Annotated in this window: 12 protein-coding genes; 3 read left to right on the top strand and 9 right to left on the bottom strand. The window is 66.7% G+C overall.

Annotation, left to right across the window (positions count from 1 at the left end; genetic code table 11):
- Positions 1-6 precede the first annotated feature (6 nt).
- From ubiB to HOP03_04930, 4 genes are all read right to left on the bottom strand, one after another.
- On the bottom strand, positions 7-1,665 hold the full coding sequence (gene ubiB, locus HOP03_04915; GenBank protein NOT87504.1) for a ubiquinone biosynthesis regulatory protein kinase UbiB: 1,659 nt from the start codon (positions 1,663-1,665) through the stop codon (positions 7-9).
- Positions 1,662-2,330 carry an SCP2 domain-containing protein gene (locus HOP03_04920; GenBank protein NOT87505.1) on the bottom strand — a complete coding sequence of 223 codons (669 nt, stop codon included), beginning with the start codon at positions 2,328-2,330 and terminating at the stop codon, positions 1,662-1,664. Before HOP03_04920 ends, ubiB begins: the two co-directional genes overlap by 4 nt.
- A gap of 170 nt (positions 2,331-2,500) precedes the next feature.
- Positions 2,501-3,499 carry an NAD-dependent epimerase/dehydratase family protein gene (locus tag HOP03_04925; protein ID NOT87506.1) on the bottom strand — a complete coding sequence of 333 codons (999 nt, stop codon included), beginning with the start codon at positions 3,497-3,499 and terminating at the stop codon, positions 2,501-2,503.
- Between the two features lie 10 nt (positions 3,500-3,509).
- Positions 3,510-3,911 carry an endonuclease domain-containing protein gene (locus HOP03_04930; protein ID NOT87507.1) on the bottom strand — a complete coding sequence of 134 codons (402 nt, stop codon included), beginning with the start codon at positions 3,909-3,911 and terminating at the stop codon, positions 3,510-3,512.
- 382 nt (positions 3,912-4,293) lie between these two features.
- On the opposite strand from HOP03_04930, the gene HOP03_04935 reads away from it, so the two are divergent.
- Positions 4,294-5,046 (top strand): DUF4197 domain-containing protein, encoded by a 753-nt coding sequence (locus HOP03_04935; GenBank protein ID NOT87508.1) that lies wholly within the window; start codon positions 4,294-4,296, stop codon positions 5,044-5,046.
- A 33-nt stretch (positions 5,047-5,079) separates the two neighbouring features.
- Here the strand turns inward: HOP03_04935 and HOP03_04940 are convergent, their stop codons facing one another.
- Positions 5,080-6,723, bottom strand: coding sequence for an AMP-binding protein (locus HOP03_04940; protein ID NOT87509.1), 1,644 nt, complete (start codon positions 6,721-6,723; stop codon positions 5,080-5,082).
- A gap of 168 nt (positions 6,724-6,891) precedes the next feature.
- Here HOP03_04940 and HOP03_04945 point away from each other — a divergent pair, with 168 nt between their 5' ends.
- The gene (locus HOP03_04945; GenBank protein ID NOT87510.1) at positions 6,892-7,251 is read left to right on the top strand and encodes a YkgJ family cysteine cluster protein; all 360 of its coding nucleotides are present in this window, start codon (positions 6,892-6,894) and stop codon (positions 7,249-7,251) included.
- Here HOP03_04945 and ubiM read toward each other — a convergent pair.
- From ubiM to HOP03_04960, 3 genes are all read right to left on the bottom strand, one after another.
- Positions 7,248-8,483: a 5-demethoxyubiquinol-8 5-hydroxylase UbiM gene (gene ubiM, locus HOP03_04950; GenBank protein NOT87511.1), complete on the bottom strand. Its 1,236-nt coding sequence runs from the start codon at positions 8,481-8,483 to the stop codon at positions 7,248-7,250. The two genes, HOP03_04945 and ubiM, sit on opposite strands and share 4 nt — an antisense overlap.
- Positions 8,484-8,573: 90 nt before the next feature.
- Positions 8,574-9,479: an alpha/beta fold hydrolase gene (locus HOP03_04955; GenBank protein NOT87512.1), complete on the bottom strand. Its 906-nt coding sequence runs from the start codon at positions 9,477-9,479 to the stop codon at positions 8,574-8,576.
- Positions 9,480-9,540: 61 nt separating this feature from the next.
- A complete protein-coding gene (locus HOP03_04960) occupies positions 9,541-10,557 on the bottom strand; it encodes a 3-oxoacyl-ACP synthase III (GenBank protein NOT87513.1) in 1,017 nt (338 codons plus the stop codon).
- 274 nt (positions 10,558-10,831) lie between these two features.
- Between HOP03_04960 and HOP03_04965 the strand changes: the two genes are divergently transcribed.
- Positions 10,832-11,227, top strand: a complete 396-nt coding sequence (locus tag HOP03_04965) for a hypothetical protein (protein ID NOT87514.1) — start codon at positions 10,832-10,834, stop codon at positions 11,225-11,227.
- Positions 11,228-11,251: 24 nt separating this feature from the next.
- Here the strand turns inward: HOP03_04965 and HOP03_04970 are convergent, their stop codons facing one another.
- Positions 11,252-11,581, bottom strand: coding sequence for a DUF4156 domain-containing protein (locus tag HOP03_04970; GenBank protein NOT87515.1), 330 nt, complete (start codon positions 11,579-11,581; stop codon positions 11,252-11,254).
- Positions 11,582-11,836: the final 255 nt, after the last annotated feature.

Raw genomic sequence — 11,836 nt, forward strand, 5'->3', positions numbered from 1 at the left:
GCAGCGTCAGCGGCGCGGCCAGGCCGCGACCAGCGCCCAGAGCCCGCCGAGGCCGGCGATCCATGCGGCGGCCGGCACGCCGAACACGCGCGGCCCACCCGCCTCCAGCGCATACAGCACCGCCGCGACCACCAGCAGGCCGGTGCCGAGAATCGCAGAAACGATCCGTCGCTGCATCGCGTTGATGGTGTTCGACAGTTCGGCCAGATCGTGCGAACGCATCGCCAGTTCGTGCTTGCCCTGGACCTGCTGGCTCAACCACGAATGCAGCAGATGCGGCATGTCCGGCGCGCGCGTGATCAGCTCCGGCAGGCGCTTGCGGAATTCGCCCGCGAGCCGCTGCGGGCTGTAGCGTTCGACCAGGATCTTCTCCAGCACCGGCTTGGCCACCGCCCAGATGTCGAGCTGCGGATCGAGCAGACGACCGACGCCTTCGATATTGAGCAGGGTCTTCTGCAGCAGGATCAACTGCGGCTGCAGGGTGAGTTCGTATTTCTGCGCGGTGCGGAACAGTTTGATCAGCACTTCGGCCAGCGAAATCTCCGACAGCGGCCGGGTGAAGTACGGCTCGCATACCGCGCGCGCCGCCGCTTCCAGTTCGTCGATGCGGATCGTCGCCGGCATCCAACCGGCCTGCACATGCAGTTCGGCGACGCGCCGGTAATCGCGGTTGAAGATCGCCATGAAATTTTCGGCGAGGTAATACTGGTCCTCGCTGGACAGCTGGCCGACGATGCCGAAATCGATCGCGATGAAGCGCGGATTGTCCTTGCGCGCAGGATCGCTGTCGACCCAGATGTTGCCGGCGTGCGCATCGGCGTGGAAGAAATTGTCGCGGAACACCTGTGTGTAGAACACGCGCACGCCTTTGGCGGCGAGCGCCTTGCGGTCGATGCCGGCCGCGTCCAGCGCGGCGATATCGTCGCTGGGAATGCCGTACACGCGTTCGAGCGTGAGCACGCGTTCGGCGGTATGGCTCCAGATCACTTCCGGCACGTACAGATCGGGCGAATCCTTCCAGAACCGGCGGATCACCGACGCATTGGCGCCCTCGCGCTGCAGGTCGAGTTCGGCGGCGAGCGTGGTTTCGATCTCGCGCACGATCTCGCGCGGGCGGATCTTGTCGGCGTTGGGATGCGCGCGATCGACCAGCGAGGCGATGCTGTTGAGCAATGCGATATCGCCGTCGATCTGTTTTTCGATATCCGGGCGCAGCACTTTCACCACGACCTCGCGGCCACCCGGCAGATGCGCCGCATGCACCTGCGCGATCGACGCGGACGCCAGCGGCGTGGTGTCGAAATGCTCGAAGACTTCGCGGATGTCCTGGCCGAGCGACGCTTCGACGATGGCGCGCGCGGTATGACCGTCGAACGGCGCCACGCGATCCTGCAGCAGCGACAGCTCGACCGCGATGTCCGGCGGCATCAGATCGCGGCGTGTGGAAAGGATCTGGCCGAACTTGACGAAGATCGGCCCCAGTTCCTGCAGCGCGAGACGCAGGCGCGCGCCGCGCGACAGCGCCGCGACTTCCCGTGAGGCGCGCGGCACGAACGGGCGCGCGAGTTTCAACCAACGCTCGGCCGGCGTGCCGTCGAGCAGATCGTCGAGGCGATAGCGGATCAGGACGCGACCGATCCTGCTGGCGCGCAGCACCGCGCTCATGCCGCGACCCGCTTCTGCAGCCGTGCGATCCGCGCGGCCAGTCGTTCGGCGTCGTCGCGCAGGGTATCGACATCGTCGTGGAACGCATCCAGTTCCGCGCGCGGCACCACGTCGCGCGATTCCTCGGTGAGATATTCGGCCGCGCTCTCGGCGAATTTCTGTCCGCCCGTGCGCGCCTGACGCAGTGCGGCGGCGACGCCGTTCGCGATCTGCACGCCCAGCACGTCGCCGAACACCGCCGTGAACGGCTGCTGCCAGTCGGGATCGAAACGTTCGGCCAGACGCTGCAGGCGACGCGCGAGTTCGGCATCGCCTTCGATCCGCATCCGCCCGACCGGCACGGCGGCCTCGTCGTCGTCGCGTTTGCCCAGCAGTTTCGGAAGCAGCGACTGCATGCCGAACGACAGCATGCCGCCGAGGGTGCTGCGCACGGCGAGATCGGGCGTCTGTTCCGCATCGACCGGACCGACCCGCAGCCGGTCGCCTTCCACCAGCAGGCGCATGGCCAGCGGCGATGATTCCGCGGCGTCCAGGGCCAGCACGACGCTGCGGCCATCCAGCGGCTGCAGCGCGTCGCGGGTATCCGGGTCCAGCGCCACCGCGCGGTTGAGCGCGGCTTCCAGCGCGCGGCCGGCCAGGGGTTTCCAGTCGAAGGGGGAAGTCATGCCGATAGTCTACCGGCCTGGTGCGCGTTCGCCCTGACAGATGCACGCGGTGCTTGCCTCCCTCCCCCGCCTGCGGGGGAGGGTTGGGGAGGGGGCGCCGGTCTCGGACTTTCCCCCATCCCGGCCTTCCCCCGCAGGCGGGGGAAGGAGCGAAACGCTGCAGCGAACCATCAGCTTGAGTCCGCATAGGATGCCGCTAGCCGCTTCAGCCCCTCATCGATGCTCACGCGCGGCGCATAGCCGAAATCGCGCGTCGCCGGGGCCATGTCGTACCAGTGGGTAGTGCTCAGTTGTTCAGCGAGAAACCGCGTCAGCGGCGGCTCGTCCTTCAGGCGCAGCAACGGCCACAGCAGTTCGCAGATCGCGCCGATCGCATAAGCCACGCCGAACGGCAGGGTCTTGTCGACTTCGGGCGCACCGACCGCGCGCAGCAGCGCGTTGATCATCTCGCGCGAGGTCCTGGGTTCGCCGTTGCTGATGAAATACGCCTTGCCCGCGCATGCCGCGCCCGGCGCCAGCGCAGCGAACGCATCGAAATGCGCCTGTGCGGCGTTGTCGATGTATGTGGTATCGATCTTGTTGTAGCCACCGCCGACGAACCGCAATCTTCCCGCCTTCGCCCGCGACACCAATCGCGGCACCAGTTGCTGATCGCCCGGCCCCCAGATCAGTCGCGGACGCAACGCGACGGTGGCGAGACCCGCGTCGTTGGCGGCCAGCACCGCTTTCTCGGCAATGGTCTTGGTGGCCGCATACGGCGCCTTGAAGTCTTCGCCATAGGGCACGGTGTCGGCGGTGCCGCCCTCCACCGGATGGGTCGCGCGATGGGTCACGCTGGGCGTCGAGGTGTAGACCAATCGGCCGATACCGTGCGCGCGGCAGCCGGCCAGCACATTCTCGGTACCGACGACATTCGCGAGATGGTAACTCTCGTAGCTGCCCCAGGCGCCGGCCTTGGCCGCGTTGTGGAACACCGCGTCCATCCCGGCGCAGGCCGCGATCATCGCCTCGCGATGGGCCAGATCGCCCTGGATCTGGCGCACGCCCAGCGGCTCCAGCGAGCGGTAATGCCCACGGTTGTAACTCGAGACCTCGTGGCCCTGTTCGACCAGGCCCTTGCAGAGCGCGTGGCCCAGGAATCCGCCGCCGCCGGTGACCAAAATCTTCATGTATTTGTCTTCACGAATTCTCGCTTGACTCCCTCCCTTTCGCCGCAGGCGAAGGGGAGGGTTGGGGAGGGGTGAACTCACGGGTCAGATGTCGATGCAGATCGGCTACCACATCCTCGGCACGCTGCAGCACATCATGATTCCAATATCGCAGCACACGATAACCGTGTCGTTCCAGCACTACCGTTCGTTGCGCATCATAGCCCGATTGCAGCGCATGCTGACCACCATCGACCTCGACCACCAGCTTCGCCTGCGGGCACAGAAAATCGGCGATGTAGCCATGAATCGGCACCTGCCGCCGGAAGCGGAAACCCTCGATCTGTCTTCCGCGCAGGTACCGCCACAATTGCTGTTCGGCTTCGGTCATCGTTTTGCGCAATCGCCTGGCGCGGCGTCTGTTGGCTTGCATACATGCAGATCCTGTCGTTGGTGTGGAGGTTTTCACCCCTCCCCAACCCTCCCCTTCGCCTGCGGCGAAAAGGAGGGAGTTGTTCCGGGTCGCCATTTCTTCTGGGGAGTGCCCGAAGCAAGCCGATTTACCCGCGCTGTGATGTGCGTTTGAAACAAGCCGCAGCCTCATGACGAAGACTTGAAGCAGGCGCTTGGCTCCCTCCCTTTCGCCGCAGGCGAAGGGGAGGGCTGGGGAGGGGGCTGATCGAGTACAACAACAGCCTGCAACCAGAGACACCCGGCGTCTGTAGGAAAACCCTGCGTGAAAAAGTCGGTCGTTCACGCAGCAGGCACGCAGAGCTGGGCGTATGCTGCCGCCATCCGACTTGAGGAGCCCTGCCATGCGTCGTTCCGCCCTCGTTCTCACCGCCTGCATCGCCGTCGCGACCGCCGCCACCGCAGGCGCGCAATCGATCGAACAGCAGCTCAGGGACCGCCTGCTCGGCACCGGCAGCAGCACCACGAACCTCAACGAGCGCGATGCCTCCGGCGGCATCAAGGAAGCGCTCGCGCAAGGTGTGGACCGTGCGGTGCGCCAGCTCGGCAAGCCCGACGGATTCTTCCGTGATCAGGCGGTGAAGATCCTGGTGCCGGAGAAACTGCGCAGACTCGCCGATCTCGCCCGCCAGCTGGGCGCCGGCAAGAAAGTGGATGCGTTCGAGCTGTCGATGAACCGCGCGGCGGAGAAAGCGGTGCCGATGGCGGCGAACATCCTCGCCGACTCGGTGCGGCAGATGACCCTGCAGGACGCGATCGGCCTGGTGCGCGGCGGCGATACCTCGGCGACGGATTTCTTCCGCCGAACCAGCGAGCAGAAGCTGTACGCCGCGTTCCTGCCGATCGTCGCGAAGCAGACCGCTGAAGTCGGCGTCACCAAGAAGTATAAGGATTTCAGCAAGAAGGCCGGCGGCAATGCGCTGGCCGGTGCGTTGCTCGGCGGCAACTCGAACGGCGCCACCAGCGCGGATCTCGACGACTACGTGACCCGAGAAGCCATCGACGGCCTGTTCCATGTGATCGCCGAACAGGAAAAGCAGATCCGCAACAATCCGGCATCGCGCACGACCGATCTGCTGCGGCGGGTGTTCAAGTAAGCCGGATCGATTAGGCCGGATCGATCGCCTGCCTCAGCATTTCTGCTTCGCCGCCCACACCGCCAGTGTCTCGCGCCCGATCTTGGCGTTGTGGCGGATGTCGACCGGGAACGGCTTCGGATAAAGCAGGAAGGTCTGCACCGGCGCAGTGTGGACGAAGCCTTCGCCCATGTGCCGCAGTTTCAGTTCGATCCGCTCCCACTCCATCGCGGCCACGCCTTCGCGCAGTTCGACGCAGAGCACCGGCCGCTGTTCGCCGAAAGCGCCGATCCCCACCAGCGCGGTACGGCGCACGTCGGGATGCGCGTTGAACACCGGCTCGACCTGTTCGGTGCACAGCGTCGCGCGCGCGGTGACCACGCGCTGGGTCTTGCGTCCGCAGAACCACAGCCGGCCTTCGCCATCGAAATAACCGAGATCGCCCATGCGATGGACGATGCGCTCGCCGCCGTCCGGCAGGATTTCGCGGATTTTCGCGGTGCGCGTGGCGGCATCGCGATTGAAATAGGCATCGGTGGCGGTGGGTCCGGCGACCGTGATCTCGCCGATCATTCCGCCCTCCGCGATGAGATCGTCGGACCAGGTGTCGAAGGCGACATCCTCGACGCGGATCAGTCGCACGATGTTCGGCGGCACCGGACGGCCGACGCAGGTGCCGGCGCCCTGTTCGGTGCGCGTGCGCAGCGTCAGTAGTTCGCGGCCTTCGATCACCGCCACCGGCAGGCATTCGGTGGCGCCGTAGGGCGTCCAGAAATTCGCGTCGGCCGGCAGCAGTCCGCGCAGCTTCGCGACCACGTCCGCCGGTACCGGCGCGCCCGCCGACATCACCGTCTTCAGGCCCGGCAGCGGCTGCCCGTATTCGGCGAGCACGCGCATCAGCGCGGGCGAACCGAAGAGCTGGTCGACACCGAAGCGCGCGATCGCCGCATGCAGCTTGCGCGGATCGGCCTTGGCGGGGTTGGTCGGATCCATGTCGGGAATGATCGAGGTCACGCCGAACGCGGGATCGAACAGCGCGAACGGCGGAAACGTCGGCAGATTCACGCCGCCCGGTACGATGCCGAAGGCCTCGCCCATCATCGCGATCTGGGCGACGAAATGACGATGGCGGTAGACCACGCCCTTGGGCACGCCGGTGGAGCCGCTGGTGAACAGCAGCGCGGCCATGTCATCGGGCTGCGTGTCGGCGAGCTGCGGACCGGCGTGCGCGCCTGAGGTTTCGACCTCGGCCAGCGTCGCGTCGGCGAACCACGGGCGCGCACCGGTGGTGATGCGCACACGCGCGCTGCGCGCCCAGCCCAGCAATGCGCGCGCGAACTGCGCCAGCGGAATGCCGATGAAGGCCTCGGCCTGCGCTTCGTCCAGGCACTGCTTCAAGGCGCGCTTGTCGATGCCCGGATCGACCAGCACCGGCACCGCGCCGGCCTTGAACAGCGCGAACATCAGCAGGAAGAATTCGGGCGTCGGCCGCACCATCAGCACCGTACGCGTACCACGGACGATGCCGCGTTTCGCCAGACCGGCGGCGATGGCGTCGCTGCGCGCGTCCAGTTCGGCGTAGGTCAATGCGATGTCGTAGCCGCCGTCGCGTCCGGGGCAGCGCATCGCCACCTGATCGGGACGTTCGCGCGCGAGGCGCGGAAGACTGGCGGCGATGTTGCAGGGCGTGGTCGTCATCGCGGGATTGTAACGGCCGCTCCATGCGGGAGGGCCTTCAGGCCCGAGCGTTTCGGCATCGAACGGCGGACAAGGATGTCCAGGGATTCTCGAAGAGCCCGTGCCTGAAGGCCCTCCCACGCACATCGCGGCGATCACCACTCGGGCAATTCCGCTCTAAGATCGCATATGCAACATCCCTGTCTGTCCTGCGGCGCCTGCTGCGCCCACTACCGCGTCAGCCTGCACTGGTCCGAGGCCGAACCCGATCTCGGCGGGCAGGTGCCGGTCGCGCTCACCGAAACCTTCGGCCCGCACCAGCGCTGCATGCGCGGCACCTGGGCCGAGCAGCCGCATTGCATCGCGCTGCAGGGCACGGTCGGCGCATCCGTGTCCTGTTCGATCTACGACGCGCGCCCCGGCGCCTGCCGCGAGCTGCGGATGTCGTGGGAAGACGGCACGCCGAATCCGCAGTGCGATCAGGCGCGCATCGCCTACGGTCTTGCGGTGTTGACGCGCGAAGACGTCGAACGCGCGCTCGGGCCTTAACGCGGCATCGGCCGCAATCGTTCGACGAACTTGCGCAACGGCGGCGGCCCGCGCCGGCCGTCGTCGGTCAATCCGGCCATCACCATGCGCCGGAACGGGCCGATCCGCTGCGCGATCCGCAGCGCTTTGCGGCGGACGAATTTCGCCGGCGCCGAATCGTCGGTGTACAGACCGGCGACCAGCTGGGTCGCCAGATACAGCGGTCGCGTCGCATGGCGGTGGTCGCGTTCGTAGCGTTCGAGCAGGCTGCGGCGCCAGAACGGTCGTCCGGCCGCGTGCGCTTCGCGGATCGCGCGCGCCAGCGCGTCCTGCCCGAGCAATCCGAAATTGAACCCGTGCGCGGTCACCGGATGCATGCCGACGGCGGCGTCGCCGATGGTCGCGAAGCGTTCGGACACGAAGCGCTGCGGATACACGCCGACCAGCGGATAGGCGCAGCACGGACCGATGAAGGTCATCGCACCCAGCCGCTGCTGGAAGCGTCGGCTCATGTCCGCGCCGAACGCGTCCGCATCCATCGCCTGCACGGTCAATGCCTCCTGATGCGGCAGGGTCAGCACCACCGACGAGGTGTGCGCGTCGTGCAGCGGCAGCAGCGCGAGCGTCTGTCCGTAGTCGAACCATTCCCACGCGGTCTGCGCATGTTCGCGCGCGTGCTGCACGCGGCACACCAGCATGGTCTTGCCGAAATCGCGCATCGTCGCGGGAATGCCCACCGCGCGTCGCGTTTCCGAGAAGCGGCTGTCGGCCGCGACGATCAGATCCGCCTGCAGGCACTCGCCGTTGTCCAGCCGCACTTCGGCGCCGTCGGCATCGGCATGCACGCCGATCACGCGCACGCCGTCGATCAGGGTCGCCTCGCCCGCCGCTTCCATCGCTTCGAAGGCGACGCGGCGGATCGCGCGATTCGGCACCAGCCAACCGAGCTGCGGCTGGCCGCTGTCCTCGTGCCGGAAGCGCAGGCCGTCGGTGTCGCCGCCATCCAGCACCAGCGCATCGCGCAGCGTCGCGACCTCGTCGTCGGCGAGGCGCTGCCACAGGCCGAGTTCACGCATCAGCCGCTGCGAACGATGGGTCAGCGCGATCTCGCGACCGTCGTCGACGGGATCGGCCAGCGCCGCGCGCGGCTGGCGTTCGACCAGCGCCACCTTCAGGCCGCTGCCGGCGAGCGAGCGGGCGAAACCCAGGCCGGCAGGGCCGGCGCCGACCACCACGATATCGAAACGGGACATGCCGCCCTCGCGGGTTGTGCGAAGGCCGCAGCTTAGACAGTCGACAGGTCCATCGAGTTGATCCGGGTCAACTCGCCCGGACACCACGCCTCAAACCGGATGCGTGTCCAGGAACCTGCGCATCGCCGGTACCAGCACCTCGTGCTTGTCCTCCATCACGTAGTGGCCGGCGTCCTCGAACGCATGCGCTTCGGCCTCCGGCAATGCGCGTTGGAAACCTTCGAGGAAGTGGTGATCGAAGACGAAATCGCGCAACCCCCAGCCGATGAACGCCGGGCGGTTGGCATAGGCGTGCAGGCGCTTCGCGGAGGCATTCACCAGCGTCCACGCCGGATCGCCCTCGCTCAGCGGAATGTCCTGCACGAAGCGCAGGGTGGAGATGCGGTTGGCCCAGGAATCGTAGGGCGCCTCGTAGGCGCGACGCACGTCGGCCGGCATCTTCCGGATCACGCCGTCGCGCGCGGCGCCGGCCGAGAACGCATTGAAACCGCGGATCATCAGCGCGCCCAGCTTCATGTCGCGGCCGAGCTTCAGCTGCCACGGCAGCGGTTTCGCCGCCGGCAGCGGGAACGCGGCGGTGTTGGTGATCAGCAGCCGGCGCACCTGCGCCTCGTGGGCCAGCGCCCAGCCGAAACCGATCATGCCGCCCCAATCGTGTACCGCCATCGTCAACGGGCCATCGATACCCAGCGAATCGAGCAGCCGGGTGAGATCGTCGACGCGCGACTGCAGGGTGTAGGTGTAGTCCTTGTCCGACGGCTTGTCCGACAACCCCATGCCGATGTGGTCCGGCACGATGCAGCGGTACGCTTTGCCCTGGGCGGGGTCGCGCAGCCCCAGCACCAGATGCCGCCAGTAGTAACTCCACGACGGATTGCCGTGCAGCATCAGCACGATCTCGCCGTCGCGCGGGCCTTCGTCCAGATACGACATCGAAATGCCGGGCCGCACTTCGAGGCGTTTGGGGGTGAAGGGGTAGTCGGGGTAGTTCGTCATCGCGATTCGCATATGAAAAGGGCCGGACAGACCGGCCCTCGGATGGATGTGCCGATCCGGATTACCAGACCACTTCCGCCATCGAGCAGTTGAGGCCCGAGCCGATCCCCAGCAGGGCGACGCGGTCGCCTTTCTTCAGTCGGCCCATCTCGCGCAGCTTGCTGAGGACGATCGGCACCGAGGCCGGTCCGATGTTGCCGTGTTCGCCGAAGATGGTCAGGACCTTTTTCGGGTCGATGCCGAAGGCTTCGACCATGGCCTGGGTGTGGACCTTGCTGACCTGGTGGATGACGAATTCGTCGACTTCGTCCACTGCCCAGCCCAGCGCCAGCTTGGCGGCGGCGAAGGTCTTGGACGCCAGCTTCATGCCTTCGATCAGCAGCATCTTGGTGTCGGTGACCATGCGGTCGAGGTTGCCGCGGCACAGGGTATTCCACTGCGTGGCGGCGCGGCTGACGCCGCCGCGGTAGCGCGGTGCGCCCGGAGCCAGTTCGGCGCGGGCGAGAACCATGCCGGCGGCGCCGCAGCCCAGGGTGAGCGTGGCCATTTCGTTGCGGAACTCTTCTTCGGTCATGTCCGGACTGGCCATGCGCGTCAGGGTTTTTTCGTAGGCGAGATTGGCGGTTTCGCCATCGACGATCAGCGCGTAGTCGATTTCGCCGCGCTCGATCATGCGGCTGGCGATGTCCATGCCGTTGAGGAACGCGAGGCAGGCGTTGGCGACGTCGAAGTTCTGGCAGGTGTCGGAGAGGCCGAGGTTGCCGCAGACGATGCTGGCGGTGGACGGCTCCAGATAGTCGCGGCTGACCGAGGTGTTGACCAGCAGGCCGATCCGCGAGGGGTCGATGCCGGCATCGGCCAGCGCCTTCACGCCGGCCAGGGTGGCGGCATCGGAGGCTTCGACACCATCGTCCCAGAGACGGCGCGAGCGGATGCCGGCGATATCTTCGAGGACGTTGGACTTGATCCCCAGACGGTCGAGGGTCGGCTTGAGCCGGGCGTTGATCTCGGCGGAGGTCAGTTGGCGCGGGGCATCGATGTGCGCCAAGCCGGCAATCGCGACGTGTTGAAACAGCATGAGGTGTTCAGCCGTAAAACAGACAGGAACCGTATAGGTTACCGGCTTCGGGGCCCCAGCGCATGCCAAACCGGCCCAAAGGCCCCATTTCCGGCTCCCCGGAGCCCCGAAACCGCCGCGCCGGGCCTTCCGGAGGCCCCCGGCGACCGCCCGCGAACCCCGCTGTGTGCCGTTCGGCCCATGGCACCGATTCCGCCTGCGGCCACACTATGGGGATGGCGGCCCCCAGTCTGTGGAGCCGCACCGCATCCCCCACCCCCAGGAAAGACATCCGATGGCACGGCTGATCGTCGACGCGGTATCGCAGGAATCCAAGTCCATCCACGACGACAGCTTCGTGCTGCTGTTGTTCGCCTCCGTGTCCCATTCCGAGACCGGCGCCCCGGTGAAAGGCCTGACCGCCGAACATTTCCGGGTGTGTTCGCCGCTGGGCGCGGTGTTCGAGATGAACATCCTGGGGAGCCAGGAAGTCGATTGGGAGCCCACCGACACCGACGCTGCCGGCTGCTACAGCCTGCGGATCGCGCGCAAATGGGCGCATACGGGCGAATTGAGCGAGTGGAACAAACTCGAAGCGGCCTGTTTGGGACTGCAGTTCCGCTTGCCGAGCGCGGACGGTACCGTGCACATGGGGCAGACCACGCTGCGGCAGGACTGTCCGGCGCGCTGAGTCGCCGCGTTCCCTGCGTCGCTGCTAGCGCATGCAGCGCCAGGCGACGAAGCGCTGCGCGCCGGATTCGGGCGGCTCGACCGGCTGCACGGTGTCGGCGCCGAGGCCCGGTGCTTCGTTGCGCGCCAGCGTTTCCAGTTCTTCGCGCACCTTGAGATGGTTGCGTTCGTAGAAGACGACGCTGTCCTTCACCGACACTTCGATTTCGCCGCGCTTCTCGCAGCCGGACGGCGCTTGCGCCACGACCTTCACCGCCGAGGCGCCTGGCGCCATGTGGACCCAGGTGCAGGCGGTGGTGCAGGCGGTCAGGACCGCGATGGCGAGGATGCGCGAAGATCGGGTGAGCGAGGACATGGTTCGGTACTCCGGAAAAACGATGCCCGCCATCTTGGCGGGCATCGACTGCATGCTTCAACAATGCATGTCCCAACAATGCATGCTTCAACAGCGCATGCGCCAACCGCTCAGGACCGAAAGGCACTGCCTCAAGCGCCGCAACCCGATTTTCGTCATCCCCGCGAACGCGGGGATCCAGTGTCTTTGCCTCGTCGCAGAGGCTTGAAGTCACTCGATTCCAGCGTTCGCGGGAATGACGGAGCTCAAGCAGAT

Origin of the sequence: Lysobacter sp., assembly GCA_013141175.1 — a bacterium.
Taxonomy (GTDB): domain Bacteria; phylum Pseudomonadota; class Gammaproteobacteria; order Xanthomonadales; family Xanthomonadaceae; genus Lysobacter_I.

What these genes read in the sequence shown, in the direction of transcription:
- ubiB (NOT87504.1), bottom strand. Translation starts at nt 1,665, where the DNA reads ATGAGCGCGGTGCTGCGCGCCAGCAGGATCGGTCGCGTCCTGATCCGC.
- HOP03_04920 (NOT87505.1), bottom strand. Translation starts at nt 2,330, where the DNA reads ATGACTTCCCCCTTCGACTGGAAACCCCTGGCCGGCCGCGCGCTGGAA.
- HOP03_04925 (NOT87506.1), bottom strand. Translation starts at nt 3,499, where the DNA reads ATGAAGATTTTGGTCACCGGCGGCGGCGGATTCCTGGGCCACGCGCTC.
- HOP03_04930 (NOT87507.1), bottom strand. Translation starts at nt 3,911, where the DNA reads ATGCAAGCCAACAGACGCCGCGCCAGGCGATTGCGCAAAACGATGACC.
- HOP03_04935 (NOT87508.1), top strand. Translation starts at nt 4,294, where the DNA reads ATGCGTCGTTCCGCCCTCGTTCTCACCGCCTGCATCGCCGTCGCGACC.
- HOP03_04940 (NOT87509.1), bottom strand. Translation starts at nt 6,723, where the DNA reads ATGACGACCACGCCCTGCAACATCGCCGCCAGTCTTCCGCGCCTCGCG.
- HOP03_04945 (NOT87510.1), top strand. Translation starts at nt 6,892, where the DNA reads ATGCAACATCCCTGTCTGTCCTGCGGCGCCTGCTGCGCCCACTACCGC.
- ubiM (NOT87511.1), bottom strand. Translation starts at nt 8,483, where the DNA reads ATGTCCCGTTTCGATATCGTGGTGGTCGGCGCCGGCCCTGCCGGCCTG.
- HOP03_04955 (NOT87512.1), bottom strand. Translation starts at nt 9,479, where the DNA reads ATGACGAACTACCCCGACTACCCCTTCACCCCCAAACGCCTCGAAGTG.
- HOP03_04960 (NOT87513.1), bottom strand. Translation starts at nt 10,557, where the DNA reads ATGCTGTTTCAACACGTCGCGATTGCCGGCTTGGCGCACATCGATGCC.
- HOP03_04965 (NOT87514.1), top strand. Translation starts at nt 10,832, where the DNA reads ATGGCACGGCTGATCGTCGACGCGGTATCGCAGGAATCCAAGTCCATC.
- HOP03_04970 (NOT87515.1), bottom strand. Translation starts at nt 11,581, where the DNA reads ATGTCCTCGCTCACCCGATCTTCGCGCATCCTCGCCATCGCGGTCCTG.